Genomic DNA, 16,559 nt, shown 5'->3' on the forward strand with positions numbered 1-16,559 from the left:
AATATGAATTTAAAAAAACAAAAAGGCTCCAAATGGAGCCTTCTAAATACCAGCGCGGCGTACTTTTGCCGCCCGCGACAGGCACTTGCCTGCCGCAGGCAACACTTATCAACGCAGGTTGATAATGGTCTGAGTTACCGCACTTTCGGTTTCAATGGTCTTGGCGTTGGCCTGGTAGTTGCGCTGCGCCACGATCAGGTTGACCAACTGATCCGACAGCTCGACGTTAGAGTCTTCCAGGGCACCAGACTGCAGCGCACCCAGGGTACCGCTGCGCGGCGTACCGACCACCGGCTCACCAGACTCGAAGGACTGCACCCAGGCGGTCTTACCCACAGGCGTCAAGCCCTGGACGTTGGCGAAGTTAGCCAGAATCACTTGCCCCTGAACCTTGGATTGACCATTGGTGTAGCGGGCAAAGATTACCCCGGTGTCATCAATTTCCAACCCCGCCAATTGGCCAGTGGTGTAACCATCCTGACTGACCCGATTAACCGCAAAGTTACTGGCAAACTGCGTTGAAGGACGCACATCAATAGCCACACCTGCGGGGCTGGCAGTAGCGCCGTTACTACTCCATACAGGAGGGATAGCATTATCCGGCGCGGCCGGCACCCAGGTGGTCAGGTTGATAACACCATTGGCATCTACAGCAAAACCGGTCGGCGTTGAGGCGATCAACGCAGGAATATCCAACTGCCCGGCAGTAGTGAACTGTAGATCCACAGAGGAAGGCGTGGTCAGCGTCGGGTCATCCGGGTTGCGCCCGTCGATTAGCACATTCATCTGCCAGGTATTGGGCCCAGTCTTGAGGAAATACTGGGTGAATACGTGGGAGTTGCCCTGGGTGTCGTAAATATTGGTCGAAGTCGACGAGTTATAGGTCGTGGGATCCGACGGATTGAACGGCACGGTAGTCGGCACGCTATTAGTCGAGTTGAGGTTGAATACCTGCTCAAGACTCTCAGTTGCCCGAGGCTCTTGACTGGCCGTCTCGATACGTAAATCGTTAACGATGCCATTCTGTAAATTACCACTGGCATCCACCGCATAGCCCTGCAGGCGATAACCAAAGTTATTCACCATAAAGCCGTCACGGTCGGTGCCGAAGTAACCGGCACGGGTGTAGCTCACTTCACCATTGTTGCTGGTCTGAAAAAAGCCGTTGCCGTTGATCGCCAGGTCCAGGGCGTTCTGCGTGTAATTGATATTGCCCTGATTAAATAGCTGCGACACATCACCGAGCAGCACACCACTGCCCTGCGGATTCGAACCAGAGCCCAACACAGACGCCGCATAAACATCGGCAAACTCGGCGCGCGACTGCTTGAAACCGGCAGTACCGGCGTTGGCGATGTTGTTACCGGTCACGTTAAGGTCACTGGTCGCGGCACGTAGGCCGCTAAGACCGATATTAAAACCCATGGAAGACTCCTTTGCCGGACAGCCGGCGGCTAAAACCTGTTAGTTACTGACCGATCACCTGGACTTGCGACATTGGCACGCTGCCGAGTCCCGCCAGGTTCAACATCAACTCTTTGCCGCCCAAGGTCACACTGTCGACGTTGGCCGGCAGCATGGTGTAAAGCCCCTTGGTGCCGTCGGCGTATGTAGCCTGCGCCTCAAACTTATAAGTGCCGGGCGGCAACAGATTGCCGCCGGCATCTTTTCCATCCCAAATAAAGCTGACATTGCCGGCCGCCTGCTCTCCCAGGTTGATCCGACTGACCGCAGAGCCGGCCTTGTCATAGATGTTGACGTAGACGTTGCTGCTGCTGGCAGGCAGCACCAGGCTGGCCTTAAAGCTCTCACTGGTATCGACCACCGCCTTGTCGCTCGGAATGATCACCTTGCGGCCCACCAACGAGGACGCCTGCAGCGCCTGGGACGACTGATAACCGGTGAGCAGCGAACCCATGCTGGTATTCAACTTCTCGATCCCTTCAACCTGGCTGAACTGCGCCAGCTGGGCGATAAACTCACCGTTCCCTTGCGGCTCCAGCGGGTTCTGGTTATTCAACTGGGCCACCAACAAGTTAAGAAACTCATTCTTACCCAGGTCCTTATTCGTCTTGGTCTCGTTCTTGATCTGGTATTGATCCAGCGCCGAACCACTGACATCGCCAACAGTACTCATGGGGTTGCACTCCTTTTCCGTTGGCTTACTGACCGAGGGTCAATACGCGCTGCATCATCTGCTTGGCGGTATTCATCATTTCAGTGTTGGTTTGAAAGGCTCGACTGGCAGAAATCATGTCGGCCATTTCCTCCACCACATTGACATTGGGGTAATACACATAGCCGCCGGCATCGGCTGCTGGATGGTTAGGTTCGTAACGCGGCATCAGGCTGCTCTGATCCTCAACCACACCCAGCACCTGCACGCCCACACCTGCCTCATCCTGCTCGGCAAACAGCGAGCCGCGATCGCCGTTCTGGGCTGACTGGAACATGGTGGCGAACACCGGGTGGCGCGCGCGGTAGGTTTGATCGATGCTCGAGGAAACGGTCTCAGCATTGGCGATATTGCTGGCAATGGTGTTCAGACGAGTGCTCTGGGCGCTCATCCCGGTTCCGGCAATGTTGAAAACACTGGCTAGTGACATGGCATCAGGCTCCTGTTATTCGCCGCGCAGGGCGTTGACCAGCCCTTTGAACTTGCTATTGAGAAAGGTAAAGCTGGCCTGGAACTGCACCGAGTTTTCTGCGTAATTGGACTGCTCGATCTGCAGGTCAACGGTGTTCTGATCAATCGAAGGATGGAACGGGGTGCGATACGCCAGGTCGGCCTCACCGGCACTCACGCCATCGGCTGAAATATGCTTGCTATCAGTACGATTCAGGCTGACCGGACCACGCTGGCTCTTCGCACTTTGCTCCGCCAGCACAGTGGCGAACTGCAAATCACGCGCCTTGTAATGCGGCGTGTCGGCGTTGGCGATGTTGTTGGCCAACACATCGGCACGCTGAGCGCGAAAGCCCAGTGCCTGTTCATGTATGCCGAGTGCCCGATCGAAACTGATGCTCATGGTCAGAAACCTTTGCCGGTTGGTGTTACTACTTTCCGTGCAAGACCATAAGCAATGCCTGTGCCATATTATTTTTTACTTATTTATCAACAGCTTGATTGATAAAAACCACAACATAAGCGGCAAAGCGGCAAGCTCTTTCCGCCTATGGGCAAGCAAGCGGCAAGCGGGTTTTGCCTCATTGCAACTCACGCGGCAAATTTCAGCGCAAAGCTGCGTGACCATCACCGCTCAGGGTGGGCAGCGGCTCCCCCCCCGCTGCGAGGCCCTGGCCGCCACCGTCCGTCAGACGATTCGCAATCAACCATATACAGTTTTGACAAGCATTCTCATTAACATTAGTATCCTTCGCATTAGCCACTGCCCTGCCACGAGCCTTAATCATGTACGTGTGTCTCTGCGAAGGTATTACTGACGGTCAGATCCGCGAAGCCATCTACGAGGGCTGCTGCAGCTACCGTGACGTGCGCGCCACCCTCGGTGTTGCCAGCCAATGCGGCAAGTGCGCCTGCCTGGCCAAGCAAGTGGTACGCGAAACATTGAGCGACGTGCAGAGCAGTCAGGCCGCAATGGCCTACCCGGCTAACTTTGTTGCCGCCTAAATTTAGCGATATAAAAAACCGGACCTAGCGTCCGGTTTTTTATGGGCGACCATCCATGCGGCCGTCCTGCGAGCCGTCGCTATGTAACGTTAAAAATGTCTTCACGCCATTTTTATAGCTTAAATTCAATACCTTAGCGCCAAAGTGCAGAACTTAAGCATTCGTATTCATATTAATTTTAACTTTAAATTCAAATACTTAGGTTTGACAGTCGAAAATCATCGGCCCAGAATTTGAGGCCAACTCCCCTTGCAAGGCAGCGCAGACATGAAAGGCGACAAGAAGGTCATCCAGCATCTGAACAAGATCCTCGGTAACGAGCTGGTCGCAATCAACCAGTACTTCCTGCACGCACGCATGTATGAGGACTGGGGCCTGAAGAAGCTGGGCGAGCACGAGTATCACGAGTCCATCGACGAGATGAAGCATGCGGACAAACTGATCAAGCGCATCCTCTTCCTCGAAGGTCTGCCCAACCTGCAAGATCTCGGCAAGATCCTGATCGGTGAAAACACCAAGGAAATGCTCGAGTGCGACCTAAAGATCGAACACAAGGCGCACATCGACCTGAAAGCTGCGATTGCCTACTGCGAAAGCATCGGTGACTACGCCAGCCGCGAACTGCTCGAAGAAATCCTCTGTTCCGAGGAAGATCACATCGACTGGCTGGAAACTCAGCTAAGCCTGATCGATGCCGTAGGCCTGCAGAACTACCTGCAGTCGCAAATGGACGAGTAAACGCCGAAACGCTGACGCCCTAAACAATAAACCCCGCACTTGGCGGGGTTTATTGTTTCTACAGTTACTGATTAAGCATCAGCTTTCTGCACAGCGTCCTTGATCAGGGTCTGCAGCTCACCCTTATCGAACATTTCCGCGAGGATGTCGCTGCCGCCGACCAACTCACCACCGACCCACAGCTGCGGGAAGGTTGGCCAGTTGGCGTATTTAGGCAGATTGGCGCGAATTTCCGGGTTCTGCAGGATGTCGACGTAGGCGAATTTCTCGCCACAGGCCATCACAACCTGCGAAGCTTTGGAGGAAAAGCCGCACTGCGGAGCGTTCGGCGAGCCTTTCATGTACAGCAGAACGGTATTTTTAGCGATCTGCTCTTTGATGGTTTCGATGATATCCATTGGGCACCTCAGGACTTAACTTCCCGACTCACGGGTCGGCACGGTAGCGGGGCATTGTAGCGAAAAGCCGAGCGCAATGCTCGGCCTTCCCTGCCACTTTCCTTGTGCCAAATATCAGTTGGTCAAGCGGCCTCAACCTGCACCGGAACACCGTTCAACGCGGCATTGCCGGACAAGGCATCAAGTTGCCGCTCATCAGTCAGGTCATTGGCACTGGCGCCTGGCTGCTCGCTTGCGATGCTCATCTGCACGCCAGGCCGGGCGTGCCCCCAACCGTGCGGCAGGCTGACAACACCGGCCATCATGTCTTCACTGGCGGCCACTTCCACCTCAATGACACCGACCCGCGAACGCACGCGCACTAATTGGCCATCGCTCAGCCCGCGCTGACTCAGATCCGCCGGGTGCATCAGCAGCTGATGGCGCGGCTTGCCTTTAACCAGGCGGTGGTAGTTGTGCATCCAGGAGTTATTGCTGCGCAAATGGCGTCGACCGATCAGCAGCAGCTCGTCCGCCTTGGCTGTAGGCTGCGCAGCAAAGCGTTGCAGATCAGCCATGATCACCGCCGGCGCAGCCTGGATCTGCTTATTAGCTGTTTTCAGGCGATTGGCCAAATTGGGCTTGAGCGCGCCCAGGTCGAGGCCATGCGGATGCTCACGCAGCGCAGCCAACGACAGCTTATGTTCCGACTTATCGCCGTAGCTACCAAAGCGCAGGCCCATGTCGATCATCTGCTCAGGCGCCATGGTCGGCTTGAGTTCCACGCCAGTCTTGGCAGCAAAGGCCTTGGCCAGGCCGACGAAAATTTCCCAGTCATGCAGCGCGCCGGCAGGCTTAGCCAGTACCGCCTCGTTGAAGCGGGTGACGTTGCGCACCGCAAACATATTGAAGGTTGTGTCGTAGTGATCGTGCTCCAACGGCCCGGTCGGCGGCAGGATCAGATCGGCATAGCGGGTGGTTTCATTAATGTAGAAGTCGATGCTGAGCATAAACTCCAGACCATCCAGCGCCTGCTCCAGCTGCCGACCGTTGGGGGTGGACAGCACCGGGTTGCCCGCCACCGTGACCAGCGCCCGCACCTGCCCTTCACCCTGGCTGAGCATTTCCTCGGCCAGGGCCGACACCGGTAATTCGCCGCCGTATTCCGGCAAGCCGGAGACGCGGCTCTGCCAGCGATTGAAATGCCCGCCAGACGTCGAGGCCACTAGGTCCACGGCCGGCTCGGTGCAGAGCACGCCGCCGACGCGATCAAGATTGCCGGTGACCAGGTTGATCAACTGCACCAGCCACTGACACAACGTGCCGAAAGCCTGAGTCGACACGCCCATCCGGCCATAACAAACAGCCGACTCGGCAGCGGCAAAGTCTCGCGCCAACTGGCGAATCGTCTGCGCTGGCACGCCGCAGCGGACGCTCATTGCTTCGGCGGTAAAGCCGGCAATCGCCTGACGCACCTCCTCCAACCCATCGACGACCAGATAACTGGCGCGGCCAAGGTTTTCATCGAACAAAGTATTGAGCAGGCCGAACAGCAGCGCAGCGTCCTGCCCCGGGCGGACAAACACATGCTGATCGGCAATCGCGGCGGTTTCGCTACGACGTGGATCGACCACCACCAGCTTGCCGCCGCGTTTCTGGATGGCCTTCAGGCGCTTCTCCACATCCGGCACGGTCATGATGCTGCCGTTGGAAGCCAGCGGGTTGCCGCCGAGAATCAACATAAAGTCAGTGTGGTCGATATCCGGAATCGGTATCAGCAGGCCATGGCCGTACATCAGGTGGCTGGTCAGGTGATGCGGCAGCTGGTCGACCGACGTGGCGGAATAGCGGTTACGGGTTTTCAGCAGACCGAGGAAGTAGTTGCTGTGGGTCATCAGGCCATAGTTGTGCACGCTCGGGTTGCCTTGATAGACCGCCACGGCGTTCTGCCCATGTCTTGCCTGGATAACACTCAGGCGTTCGGCTACCAGCTCAAAAGCTTCATCCCAGTCAATTGCCTGCCATTCATTGCCAACGCGGCGAATGGGCTGGCGCAGACGGTCGGGATCACTCTGGATATCCTGCAGGGCCACTGCCTTGGGACAGATATGACCACGGCTGAAGCTGTCCTGGGCATCGCCCTTGATCGAGCGAATCAGTACATTGCCGTCAGACTGTGTTTCGGTTTCGATGCTAAGGCCGCAAATAGCCTCGCAGAGATGACATGCACGGTGATGAAGGGACTTGCTCATGGCCTGGCCTCTTGTTCTGATTCGAGACGACCAGTCGGGTCGCCAGAATTGAACTATGGTGCCAGCCATGAAAGGACACCAGTAGGCTTTGTTCTATGAATCGGCAGGCATCATGCCCACCGATTCATCACAGCATCGAGACCTTAACGGATCGAAGTGATAGTGCCTTTGTTGCCAGTCACTTTGACGTTAACAGTCTTGTATACGAAGTAGTCCTGCACGTTTACTTCGTAACGCGGGGCAACGATCACGTCAGCACCCGATGCTTTGACAGCCTTGTAGGCTGCTGCGGATTTAGCGGAAGCAACCGGATCAAGACCCAGTGCAAAACCACCTTCACCGCCACCGTAAGTTACGCCGTCAGCAAACTGAGTATCGCCACCCAGCTTTAATACGCTGAACAGGATGTTTACCGAAGACTCACCGGTGATGGTTTCGCCGACTTTCACATCTGCTTTCAAACCAGTTTTAACTGCGCCGCCCAGCGGCAGAGTTGGTTGGCTGACGTTCTGGCTGGCACAGCCAGTCAGCAGGGCAAAAGCGGAGATAGCGGCGATAGATGCAAAATGTTTCATTCGAATGAAACTCCGTTTCATAACGTTCCATGGATACCCCATTGCGGGGCAATGCATTGCCTCGAAAAGGCGCGGGCATCCTAAGTAATGGATATATCGAACTCAACCGCAGATGTCGTTTTTATGACATCTCTCACAGTGATCTAGGCTCAGGCTTACAAAACAGTTAAAGCCGGTGTATTCGCGAGTAGTTTGCGCCTGCTCGTCATTTCCTTATAAGATCGCGCCTTCCCCGTTTCGTCGCATAGTGCGGCCCCCCAGCCGTAGGTTCTGCCGTTTCTTCTATTTAATTAGGCCATTGAACCTGCGCCCAGCTGTCAAAAGGTAGTTAACGATGAGCGCAAGACACTTTCTCTCGCTGATGGATTGCACACCGGACGAACTGGTGAGTCTGATCCGCCGCGGCATGGAGCTGAAGGACTTGCGTAACCGCGACGTACTGTTCGAGCCGCTGAAGAATCGCGTACTGGGCATGATCTTCGAGAAGGCTTCGACCCGTACCCGGCTGTCGTTCGAAGCCGGCATGATCCAGCTCGGCGGCCAGGCCATCTTCCTTTCGCCGCGTGACACCCAGCTGGGCCGTGGCGAGCCGATTGGCGACGCGGCCATCGTCATGTCGCGCATGCTCGATGCGGTGATGATCCGCACCTTCGCCCACAGCACCCTGACCGAATTTGCCGCCAACTCCCGCGTACCGGTGATCAACGGCCTGTCCGACGACCTGCACCCCTGCCAGCTGCTGGCCGACATGCAGACTTACCAGGAACAGCGCGGCAGCATCAAGGGCAAGACCGTGGCCTGGATCGGCGATGGCAACAATATGTGCAACTCTTATATAGAAGCGGCCATGCAGTTTGACTTCCAGCTGCGCGTCGCCTGCCCTGAGGGCTATGAGCCGAACGCCAAGTTCCTTGCAGCTGCAGGCGAGCGTGTACAGATTCTGCGTGACCCGCTTGCCGCCGTAGCTGGCGCCCATCTGGTGAGCACCGATGTGTGGGCCTCCATGGGCCAGGAAGACGAAGCCGCCGAGCGCCTGAAGCTGTTCCAGCCCTACCAGGTCAACCGTGCCCTGCTCGATGCCGCCGCAGAAAACGTGCTGTTCCTGCACTGCCTGCCCGCCCACCGTGGCGAAGAAATCAGCGAGGATCTGCTCGACGACCCGCGCTCGGCAGCCTGGGATCAAGCCGAAAACCGCCTGCATGTACAGAAGGCGCTGCTCGAATTTCTGGTTGAGCCGGCGTACCACCACGCATGAGCCAAGCCCTGCTGAACCTGCACGAACTAAGCTGCGGCTACCCTGGGCACAAGGTGGTGCAGAACCTCAATCTGCACCTCAATGCCGGCGATATCGGCTGCCTGCTCGGCCCTTCGGGCTGTGGCAAGACCACAACACTGCGCGCGATTGCCGGTTTCGAGCCGGTGCTGGAAGGCGAAATTCAGCTGGCCGACCAAGTTATCTCCAAGGCTGGTTTTACCCTGGCCCCGGAGAAACGCCGGATCGGCATGGTGTTCCAGGATTACGCGCTGTTCCCGCACCTAAGCGTGGCCGAGAACATCGGCTTCGGCATCCGTAAGCAGCCCAACTGTGAGCGTGTTACACAGGAACTGATGGAGTTGGTCAAACTTGGCCACCTGGGCAAGCGCTACCCGCACGAGCTGTCCGGCGGCCAACAGCAGCGCGTAGCCCTGGCCCGCGCTCTGGCCCCGGAACCGCAACTGCTGCTGCTTGATGAGCCGTTTTCTAATCTGGATGGAGAGCTGCGTCGGCGTCTCAGCCATGAAGTGCGCGACATCCTCAAGGCGCGCGGCACCAGCGCGATTCTGGTCACCCACGACCAGGAAGAAGCCTTTGCCGTCAGCGACCACGTCGGCGTGTTCAAGGAAGGCAAGCTGGAGCAGTGGGACACCCCATTCAACCTTTACCATGAGCCGCTGACGCCGTTTGTCGCGAGCTTTATCGGCCAAGGCTATTTTATTCGCGGCCAGCTGCTCAGCCCTGACTCGGTGCAAACCGAACTGGGCCTGATTCGCGGCAACCGTGCCTACACCTGGCCAACCGGCAGCGCCGTCGACGTGCTACTGCGCCCGGACGATATCGTTTATGACCCAGACAGCCCGCAAAAGGCCCTGATCGTCGGCAAGACCTTCCTCGGCGCGGCGACTCTCTACCGCCTGCAGCTGCCCACTGGCAGCCAGCTGGAGTCAATCTTCCCCAGCCACGCCGACCACCTGCCAGGCCAACAGGTCGGCATTCGCGTCGCTGCCGACCATCTGGTGGTATTTCCCGCTCCAGGCAGCATCGCCGCCCAGGTCAATCTGGGTGAGTCGGGCGTACGCCGCTACAGCAGCGACAGCTGACTCACGCCAGCAATAGCCGGCCACTGGCAATCAATAGCGCCTGACCGGCGATCTTCACCCGCTCACCAGCCAGCTCGCAGTGCAACTCGCCGCCACGCGCCGAACACTGCAGGGCACTCAGCCGGGACTTGTCCAAACGCTGCGCCCAGTAGGGCGTCAGGATGCAATGAGTCGAGCCGGTCACCGGGTCTTCATCGATACCAATGGAAGGGGCGAAGTAGCGCGAGACGAAATCGTGCTCAGCCCCAGGCGCACTGATCAGCAAGCCCAGCCCCGGCAAGCGGGCCACGGCGGCCAGATCAGGCTGATAAGCCCGCACTGCAGCCTCGTTCGGCAGAATCGCCAGCAGCTCCTGAATCGTCTGCCCTTCATACAGCGCCAACACGCTTTCTACCGAAAGGCCCAACGCCTGCTCAACTTCTGCGCGCAAGTCACACGACTGCGCGCGGCGCACAGGGAAATCCAGCACCAGTTTGTTGCCTGCGCGGCTAACCCGCAGCGCGCCGGACAAACAGGTGAAATCCAGCACATCACCCGGTTCGCCATACACCTCAAACAGCACATGGGCACTGGCCAAGGTGGCGTGACCGCATAGCGGCACCTCCGCCGTCGGGGTAAACCAACGGATATGCCAGACCGCGCCTTCCTTCACCACAAAGGCGGTTTCCGCCAGATTGTGCTCAGCGGCAATCTGCTGCATCAGCGTATCTTCAAGCCAGCTGCCCAAGCGGTAGACCATCGCCGGGTTGCCGGTAAACGGCTGCGTGGCAAAGGCATCGACCTGGTGAAATTCAAGCTGCATGGGGCTAACTCCGGACTCATCGTGCGTTGAAGCATGCCGAAAACACGCCCGGCACGCCCACTACAGCGACGGCCAATTACAGCCATACAGCTTGCTGTCGTGGCCCTGGCTGTGGCAGCACAGCGCGCAGACTGTCAGGGTGACTGAACTCCGTAGGCTGCCAGCAAGGCCTGCAGACGGCCGTTGGCGCGATAGCGCTGCACGCCCTGCTCGAACAATGCGAGGTAGCGGGGGCTGGACTCTAACGCTGGGGAGAACGCCAGGTAGATCGGCACATCTGGAGTGCGGCACCCGGCCTCACGCAAGCCTCCTGCCTGGCCCTGACTGGCCAGCATGGCCTGCATCACCCAGGCGTTTTCCAGCACCACATCCACCCGACCATGCATCAGCTTGCCGATGTTCAAGGTCAGCGCGGTATCACCGGCGGCGATCTGGATGCGTTCACTGTCGCCGTGATGCAGGGCGATATAGGTATTCAGCTCATCGCCGTAGCTGTAGTCATTGATCACCCCAAGGCGCTGCCCCGCGAGCGATGCGGTGCCGGTAAAGCGCCAGGTGGAGTCCGGCAGGGTAAAAAAGCAGTTGCGTGACGACGCCACGGGCGTGGCGCCAAAGAGAAAGTCCGGAGCATCTTCAACGCCCGCACCGATAGCAGCATTCAATTGCCCGCGGCGCACCTGTTGCAATGTGCGCGCCCAGTTCAGCGCCTGGTACTGCACCTCGATACCGGATTCGGCAAAGATCTCCCGCGCCAACTCAACGAAAATGCCCGGCCGCTCAGAACCTGGCTGGCAATTCACTGGGCACCAGATATCCCCAGCAATCACCAGCGTTTCTGCCCGCGCCCAGCCGACAGAACCCAGCAGCGCGAGTAACACTCCACGAGCGACCAGCTGACGGCATATCGACATGCAGGGCTCCAAGACCAATAAGGTTGCAGGGAGTTTTACCACCCTCAGCCTTCGCTGCGCACCCTTTTCACCGCATCCAACCAACCGTCATAGAGTTTGCTGCGGTGGCTATCAGCCATGCGCGGGTCGAATCGCTGCTGACGATGCCAATGCCGGGCGATGCTCGCCAAATCCTTGTATAGCCCGGCTTGCAGGCCGGCCAGATAGGCCACGCCGAGCGCTGTGGTTTCCGTGACTTCCGGACGTTCCACCGGCACCCCGAGGATGTCGGCAAGAAACTGCATGACCCAGTTATTCTCCACCATGCCGCCATCCACCCGCAGCGCACTCGGTTCGGCCGCGCCGTCCTGACGCATGGCTTCAAGCAAATCGCGAGTCTGATAGCACACCGACTGTAGGCCAGCGGTGACGATTTCCTTGATCCCGGTATCGCGGGTCAGACCAAAGATTGCGCCGCGGGCTTTCGGGTCCCAGTACGGTGCCCCAAGGCCGGTAAACGCTGGCACTAGGTACACGCCGCAGGCATCGCCGGTCTGCTCGGCCATGGCCTCGGTATCACGGGCATGGCTGATCAGCTTGATACCGTCGCGCAGCCACTGCACAGCTGCGCCGGCGACGAAAATACTGCCTTCCACCGCATAGGTGACCTGGCCATTAAGACGATAACCGACCGTGGTAAGTAGACGGTTTTTCGAGGTCACCGGCGTACTGCCAGTGTTCTGGATCATAAAACAGCCAGTGCCGTAGGTACTCTTGACCATGCCGGGTTCGAAGCACGCCTGGCCGATCAGCGCTGCCTGCTGATCACCGGCCATGCCCAGTACCGGGATGGCCGCACCGAGCAGATTGGCCTCGGTGCTGCCGAAATCAGCAGCGCAATCAAGCACCTCCGGCAACAGGCTGGCGGGAATCTCAAACAGCTTGAGCAATTCCTCGTCCCACTGCTGGGTATGGATATTGAACAACAAGGTGCGCGAGGCGTTGCTGGCGTCAGTTTTATGCGACTTGCCGCCGGTCAGGCGCCACAGCAGGAACGAGTCCACAGTGCCAAAACGCAGTTCACCGCGCTCGGCACGCTCGCGGGCGCCGGGCACTTTATGCAGAATCCAGCGCAGCTTGGTTGCCGAGAAATACGGATCGATCAAGAGCCCGGTCTTGGCAGCGACAGCGGATTCATGCCCGGCTTCTTTTAGCTCGGCGCAGTAGTCGGCGGTGCGCCGGTCCTGCCAGACAATCGCCGGATGGATCGGCGTACCGGTTTGCGCATCCCACACCAGGGTGGTTTCACGCTGATTGGTAATACCGATAGCGGCTACATCGCTGGCACTCAGGCCGCTCTGTTTGAGCGCCTCACGGCAGACTTTGAGGGTGCTTAGCCACAGCTCTTCACCATCATGTTCAACCCAACCATCCTGAGGAAAATACTGCTTGAACTCCTGCTGCGCCCGCGCCACGGGCAAACCCTGGGCGCTGAAAACAATCGCCCGGCTGCTGGTGGTGCCCTGGTCGATGGCAAGCAGGTAATGAGACATGCAGATTTCCTTGTTTTTATAAGTTTAAAAGTTGAACGACTAACCGCGACCGATAGGTGCAAATAACGCTTGGGTCAGTTCCGCCAGTAAGCCTGCGGTGAGCTGTACTTCCAGACCGCGCCGTCCGGCACTGACATAGATGTTGGGGAACCGCTGCGCCGACTCATCGATAAAGGTGCGCAGGCGTTTCTTCTGCCCCAATGGGCTGATACCGCCGAGCAGGTAACCAGTGGCCCGCTGTGCTGCGGCTGGGTCAGCCATATCCGCTTTCTTCACCCCAGCAGAATGAGCCAGGGCTTTCAGATCAAGCGTGCCGGCTACCGGCACCACCGCGACCAATAGCTCACCCTTCTCACTGGCGGCCAGCAGCGTCTTGAAAACCTGAGCAGGCTCAAGATTGAGCTTTTCCGCCGCTTCCAGGCCATAGGAAGCCGCCTTGGGGTCATGGTGATAACTGTGTACTTGGTGCACAGCCTTGGCTTTTTTCAGCAGATCGATGGCAGGGGTCATGTTCGAATGTGAAAACAATCTGACAAAGTTGGCGTACCTTAGCCCAAATTGGCCGCGACGACAGCCTATAATGGCGCGCACTTTCAAGGAGTTTTCATGACCCTGCCGCCCCGCCAACACGACATTCTCGAACTTGCCCGCGAGCGCGGCTATGTCAGCATCGACGAGTTGGCCCAGGCGTTTGCCGTCACCCCGCAGACCATACGGCGCGACATCAATCAGCTCGCTGAACAAGGCTTACTGCGCCGCACCCACGGCGGTGCCGCCAGTGAAAGCTCGAGCACGCAGAACACCGCCTACAGCATGCGCGCCGGACTGATGCGCGATGAGAAGCAACGCATCGCCGCTGCAATTGCCGCACAGATTCCCAACCACGCCTCACTGTTTATCAATATTGGCACCACCACCGAAGCGATTGCCCGCGAACTGCTCGGCCACAAGGGCCTGAAGATCATCACCAATAACCTGCACGTGGCCGCCCAGCTCAGTGCCAAGGCCGACTTCGAAGTGCTGCTGGCTGGCGGCACAGTCCGCAGCGACGGCGGCGTGGTCGGTCAGGCGGCGGTGGATTTTATCCAGCAGTTCAAGGTCGACTTCGCTCTGGTCGGCATTAGCGGGATTGATGAAGACGGCAGCCTGCTCGACTTCGATTACCAGGAAGTGCGGGTCTCTCAGGCCATCATCAGCAATGCGCGCCAGGTATTTCTGGCCGTCGACTCCAGCAAGTTCGGCCGAAATGCGGTGGTTCGCCTGGGCTCGATTGCCCTGGTTGATCGCCTGTTTACTGACGCCGCACCCTCGGCGGCAATCAACCGCCTGCTGGCCGAACACAAGGTGCAGCTCGACCTGGTGTAAGCACTTCATTGCACGGCCTGGTCTCTGCGCAGCCCACACTCCCCTGACGAAATCCGACGACCACTGGGCACGAAAGCGTATTTCGGGGTGGCGAAGCCATGGTTATTCGACTAGCATATTTTCGAAAGTGAACATTCAAAGTTCAATACTGACTTTCGGTGCCGCCATGTCTACTCGCCCTGCCAGCAACACCCCACTCGCTGAAGTCTATGACCTTGCCGTAATTGGCGGCGGTATCAACGGTGTCGGGATCGCCGCCGACGCAGCCGGGCGCGGTTTATCGGTGTTCCTTTGCGAAAAGGACGACCTGGCGCAACACACCTCATCGGCCAGCAGCAAGCTGATCCATGGCGGCCTACGTTACCTGGAGCACTACGAATTTCGCTTGGTGCGCGAGGCTCTAGCCGAGCGTGAAGTGCTACTGAGCAAAGCCCCGCATATAGTCAAACCCATGCGCTTTATCCTGCCGCACCGCCCGCACCTGCGGCCGGCCTGGATGATCCGCGCCGGGCTGTTTCTCTACGACCACCTGGGCAAGCGCGAGAAGCTCGCGGGCTCGCGCAGCCTGCGTTTCGGCGCAGGGAGCCCACTGCAAGCCGAGATCAGCCGCGGTTTCGAATATTCCGACTGCTGGGTCGATGACGCCCGACTGGTGGTGCTCAATGCCATGGCTGCGCGTGAACAAGGCGCCCATGTACACAGCCGCACCCGCTGTGTCAGCGCACGGCGTAGCAAGGGCTTATGGCATATCCATCTGGAGCGCAGCGACGGCAGCTTGTTCTCGATTCGCGCCCGCGCCCTGATCAACGCCGCCGGGCCTTGGGTAGCGCGTTTTATCCGCGAGGACTTGAAGCAGGAGTCGCCCTATGGCATCCGCCTGATCCAGGGCAGCCACATCGTCGTGCCGCAACTGTTCGAAGGCGAACAGGCTTACATCCTGCAGAACGAAGACCGCCGTATCGTCTTCGCCATCCCCTACCAAGAGCGCTTCACCCTGATTGGCACGACAGACCGGGAATACCAGGGCGACCCAGCCAAGGTAGCGATCAGCGACGAAGAAACCGACTACCTGCTGAATGTGGTCAACGCTCACTTCAAAAAGCAGATTCAGCGCAGCGACATCCTGCACACCTACGCTGGCGTGCGACCGCTGTGTGACGATGAATCGGATGATCCGTCGGCAGTCACCCGCGACTACACCCTGTCGCTGTCCGGCAATCCTGGCGAGGCACCACTGCTCTCGGTGTTTGGCGGCAAACTCACCACCTACCGCAAGCTGGCCGAGTCGGCGCTGGCGCAACTGGCGCCCTTCTTCCCCCAAATGGGTCCAAGCTGGACCGCCAGCAGCCTGTTGCCTGGCGCAGAGCAACTGGACAGCCAGAGCGCGCTGATTGAAGCGCTGTGCGCACGCTTTGGCTGGCTGCCCACCTCACTGGCGCGGCGCTGGGCCAGCAGCTACGGCAGTCGCAGCTGGGTGATGCTCAAGGGCGTCAACAACCTCAGCGACCTGGGCGAACACTTGGGCGGTGGCTTGTACACCCGCGAAGTCGACTACCTGTGCCAGGAAGAATGGGCCATACAGGCTGACGATATTCTCTGGCGGCGCAGCAAGCTCGGCCTGTTCACCACCCCAGCGCAGCAAGCCAAACTCAACAGCTACCTGCGCATCGAATCACCGCGCAGCCCGGAAGATGCTCACGCGGCGTAAATCCCCCTCATAAATCCAGGCCATAAAATGGTCGGGATTTATTTCAACATCGCCTAGCGACGGCCCGCAGGATGGCCGCCATGGATGGCAGGCCATAAAAAAAGGCGACCGAAGTCGCCCAAATTGCCTTGCGTGCCCCTTACAGCAGAATCAGCCTTGCTTGCGCTTGTGCGAATCCTGCCAGATGAAATAACCGACACCGGCGAAGAAGGCGACCATCAGACCGACGGTGCCGATACCGGCGAGAACTACGACATCGATAAACATGGTTGCCTCCTGCTATGAAGCCTGTGTGGGTATGGCTTCACGT

At 58.4% G+C, this 16,559-nt stretch carries 18 protein-coding genes; 6 read left to right on the forward strand and 12 right to left on the reverse strand.

Translation table 11 applies throughout. The features are described from left to right. Nucleotides 1–108 precede the first annotated feature (108 nt). From flgE to flgB, 4 genes are read right to left on the reverse strand one after another with little or no spacing between them, the layout of a single operon-like run. Nucleotides 109–1,425 (reverse strand): flagellar hook protein FlgE, encoded by a 1,317-nt coding sequence (gene flgE, locus ACIGEK_RS16630; protein ID WP_397494394.1) that lies wholly within the window; start codon nucleotides 1,423–1,425, stop codon nucleotides 109–111. A 43-nt stretch (nucleotides 1,426–1,468) separates the two neighbouring features. After that, a complete protein-coding gene (gene flgD, locus ACIGEK_RS16635; RefSeq protein WP_397494395.1) occupies nucleotides 1,469–2,137 on the reverse strand; it encodes a flagellar hook assembly protein FlgD in 669 nt (222 codons plus the stop codon). Nucleotides 2,138–2,162: 25 nt separating this feature from the next. Then, the gene (gene flgC, locus ACIGEK_RS16640; RefSeq protein WP_311088761.1) at nucleotides 2,163–2,606 is read right to left on the reverse strand and encodes a flagellar basal body rod protein FlgC; all 444 of its coding nucleotides are present in this window, start codon (nucleotides 2,604–2,606) and stop codon (nucleotides 2,163–2,165) included. A gap of 15 nt (nucleotides 2,607–2,621) precedes the next feature. Further along, a complete protein-coding gene (gene flgB, locus ACIGEK_RS16645) occupies nucleotides 2,622–3,029 on the reverse strand; it encodes a flagellar basal body rod protein FlgB (protein ID WP_397494396.1) in 408 nt (135 codons plus the stop codon). 383 nt (nucleotides 3,030–3,412) lie between these two features. On the opposite strand from flgB, the gene ACIGEK_RS16650 reads away from it, so the two are divergent. Both ACIGEK_RS16650 and bfr read left to right on the forward strand, forming a co-directional pair. Then, a complete protein-coding gene (locus ACIGEK_RS16650) occupies nucleotides 3,413–3,631 on the forward strand; it encodes a bacterioferritin-associated ferredoxin (protein WP_397494397.1) in 219 nt (72 codons plus the stop codon). Between the two features lie 267 nt (nucleotides 3,632–3,898). After that, entirely contained in the window at nucleotides 3,899–4,369 is a 471-nt protein-coding gene (gene bfr / locus ACIGEK_RS16655; protein WP_397494398.1) for a bacterioferritin, read from the forward strand. Nucleotides 4,370–4,440: 71 nt separating this feature from the next. Here bfr and grxD read toward each other — a convergent pair whose 3' ends face one another. The 3 genes from grxD to ACIGEK_RS16670 all read right to left on the reverse strand — a co-directional run bounded on the left by grxD (nucleotide 4,441) and on the right by ACIGEK_RS16670 (nucleotide 7,573). Then, entirely contained in the window at nucleotides 4,441–4,767 is a 327-nt protein-coding gene (gene grxD, locus ACIGEK_RS16660; protein ID WP_397494399.1) for a Grx4 family monothiol glutaredoxin, read from the reverse strand. A 122-nt stretch (nucleotides 4,768–4,889) separates the two neighbouring features. After that, nucleotides 4,890–6,998, reverse strand: a complete 2,109-nt coding sequence (locus ACIGEK_RS16665; RefSeq protein ID WP_397494400.1) for a molybdopterin oxidoreductase family protein — start codon at nucleotides 6,996–6,998, stop codon at nucleotides 4,890–4,892. Between the two features lie 143 nt (nucleotides 6,999–7,141). Continuing rightward, complete coding sequence (locus ACIGEK_RS16670; RefSeq protein WP_397494636.1) at nucleotides 7,142–7,573, reverse strand: hypothetical protein; 432 nt, start codon at nucleotides 7,571–7,573, stop codon at nucleotides 7,142–7,144. Between the two features lie 334 nt (nucleotides 7,574–7,907). Here ACIGEK_RS16670 and argF point away from each other — a divergent pair, with 334 nt between their 5' ends. Further along, complete coding sequence (gene argF / locus ACIGEK_RS16675; RefSeq protein WP_397494401.1) at nucleotides 7,908–8,828, forward strand: ornithine carbamoyltransferase; 921 nt, start codon at nucleotides 7,908–7,910, stop codon at nucleotides 8,826–8,828. Then, entirely contained in the window at nucleotides 8,825–9,931 is a 1,107-nt protein-coding gene (locus tag ACIGEK_RS16680; RefSeq protein ID WP_397494402.1) for an ABC transporter ATP-binding protein, read from the forward strand. The genes argF and ACIGEK_RS16680 overlap by 4 nt, the downstream gene beginning before the upstream one ends. 1 nt (nucleotide 9,932) lies before the next feature. Here the strand turns inward: ACIGEK_RS16680 and ACIGEK_RS16685 are convergent, their stop codons facing one another. From ACIGEK_RS16685 to ybaK, 4 genes are all read right to left on the reverse strand, one after another. After that, entirely contained in the window at nucleotides 9,933–10,733 is an 801-nt protein-coding gene (locus ACIGEK_RS16685; protein WP_397494403.1) for a PhzF family phenazine biosynthesis protein, read from the reverse strand. Between the two features lie 134 nt (nucleotides 10,734–10,867). After that, nucleotides 10,868–11,644 carry a substrate-binding periplasmic protein gene (locus ACIGEK_RS16690; protein ID WP_397494404.1) on the reverse strand — a complete coding sequence of 259 codons (777 nt, stop codon included), beginning with the start codon at nucleotides 11,642–11,644 and terminating at the stop codon, nucleotides 10,868–10,870. 44 nt (nucleotides 11,645–11,688) lie between these two features. Further along, nucleotides 11,689–13,176, reverse strand: coding sequence for a glycerol kinase GlpK (gene glpK, locus ACIGEK_RS16695; RefSeq protein WP_397494405.1), 1,488 nt, complete (start codon nucleotides 13,174–13,176; stop codon nucleotides 11,689–11,691). 39 nt (nucleotides 13,177–13,215) lie between these two features. After that, entirely contained in the window at nucleotides 13,216–13,686 is a 471-nt protein-coding gene (gene ybaK, locus ACIGEK_RS16700; RefSeq protein WP_397494406.1) for a Cys-tRNA(Pro) deacylase, read from the reverse strand. 96 nt (nucleotides 13,687–13,782) lie between these two features. Between ybaK and ACIGEK_RS16705 the strand changes: the two genes are divergently transcribed. Together ACIGEK_RS16705 and glpD are read left to right on the forward strand one after the other, a co-directional pair. Continuing rightward, the gene (locus tag ACIGEK_RS16705) at nucleotides 13,783–14,541 is read left to right on the forward strand and encodes a DeoR family transcriptional regulator (protein WP_397494407.1); all 759 of its coding nucleotides are present in this window, start codon (nucleotides 13,783–13,785) and stop codon (nucleotides 14,539–14,541) included. Between the two features lie 166 nt (nucleotides 14,542–14,707). Continuing rightward, on the forward strand, nucleotides 14,708–16,249 hold the full coding sequence (glpD, locus tag ACIGEK_RS16710) for a glycerol-3-phosphate dehydrogenase (protein ID WP_397494408.1): 1,542 nt from the start codon (nucleotides 14,708–14,710) through the stop codon (nucleotides 16,247–16,249). 150 nt (nucleotides 16,250–16,399) lie between these two features. Here glpD and ccoM read toward each other — a convergent pair whose 3' ends face one another. Then, nucleotides 16,400–16,516: a cytochrome c oxidase subunit CcoM gene (gene ccoM / locus ACIGEK_RS16715; RefSeq protein ID WP_275941110.1), complete on the reverse strand. Its 117-nt coding sequence runs from the start codon at nucleotides 16,514–16,516 to the stop codon at nucleotides 16,400–16,402. Nucleotides 16,517–16,559 lie beyond the last annotated feature (43 nt).

Source organism: Pseudomonas sp. NPDC079086 (assembly GCF_044542155.1).
In the GTDB taxonomy this organism is placed as follows: Bacteria; Pseudomonadota; Gammaproteobacteria; order Pseudomonadales; family Pseudomonadaceae; genus Aquipseudomonas.

Bases quoted from the DNA above. Each gene is read 5' to 3' on its own strand.
- flgE (WP_397494394.1), bottom strand. From the start codon at position 1,425: ATGGGTTTTAATATCGGTCTTAGCGGCCTACGTGCCGCGACCAGTGAC.
- flgD (WP_397494395.1), bottom strand. From the start codon at position 2,137: ATGAGTACTGTTGGCGATGTCAGTGGTTCGGCGCTGGATCAATACCAG.
- flgC (WP_311088761.1), bottom strand. From the start codon at position 2,606: ATGTCACTAGCCAGTGTTTTCAACATTGCCGGAACCGGGATGAGCGCC.
- flgB (WP_397494396.1), bottom strand. From the start codon at position 3,029: ATGAGCATCAGTTTCGATCGGGCACTCGGCATACATGAACAGGCACTG.
- ACIGEK_RS16650 (WP_397494397.1), top strand. From the start codon at position 3,413: ATGTACGTGTGTCTCTGCGAAGGTATTACTGACGGTCAGATCCGCGAA.
- bfr (WP_397494398.1), top strand. From the start codon at position 3,899: ATGAAAGGCGACAAGAAGGTCATCCAGCATCTGAACAAGATCCTCGGT.
- grxD (WP_397494399.1), bottom strand. From the start codon at position 4,767: ATGGATATCATCGAAACCATCAAAGAGCAGATCGCTAAAAATACCGTT.
- ACIGEK_RS16665 (WP_397494400.1), bottom strand. From the start codon at position 6,998: ATGAGCAAGTCCCTTCATCACCGTGCATGTCATCTCTGCGAGGCTATT.
- ACIGEK_RS16670 (WP_397494636.1), bottom strand. From the start codon at position 7,573: ATGAAACATTTTGCATCTATCGCCGCTATCTCCGCTTTTGCCCTGCTG.
- argF (WP_397494401.1), top strand. From the start codon at position 7,908: ATGAGCGCAAGACACTTTCTCTCGCTGATGGATTGCACACCGGACGAA.
- ACIGEK_RS16680 (WP_397494402.1), top strand. From the start codon at position 8,825: ATGAGCCAAGCCCTGCTGAACCTGCACGAACTAAGCTGCGGCTACCCT.
- ACIGEK_RS16685 (WP_397494403.1), bottom strand. From the start codon at position 10,733: ATGCAGCTTGAATTTCACCAGGTCGATGCCTTTGCCACGCAGCCGTTT.
- ACIGEK_RS16690 (WP_397494404.1), bottom strand. From the start codon at position 11,644: ATGTCGATATGCCGTCAGCTGGTCGCTCGTGGAGTGTTACTCGCGCTG.
- glpK (WP_397494405.1), bottom strand. From the start codon at position 13,176: ATGTCTCATTACCTGCTTGCCATCGACCAGGGCACCACCAGCAGCCGG.
- ybaK (WP_397494406.1), bottom strand. From the start codon at position 13,686: ATGACCCCTGCCATCGATCTGCTGAAAAAAGCCAAGGCTGTGCACCAA.
- ACIGEK_RS16705 (WP_397494407.1), top strand. From the start codon at position 13,783: ATGACCCTGCCGCCCCGCCAACACGACATTCTCGAACTTGCCCGCGAG.
- glpD (WP_397494408.1), top strand. From the start codon at position 14,708: ATGTCTACTCGCCCTGCCAGCAACACCCCACTCGCTGAAGTCTATGAC.
- ccoM (WP_275941110.1), bottom strand. From the start codon at position 16,516: ATGTTTATCGATGTCGTAGTTCTCGCCGGTATCGGCACCGTCGGTCTG.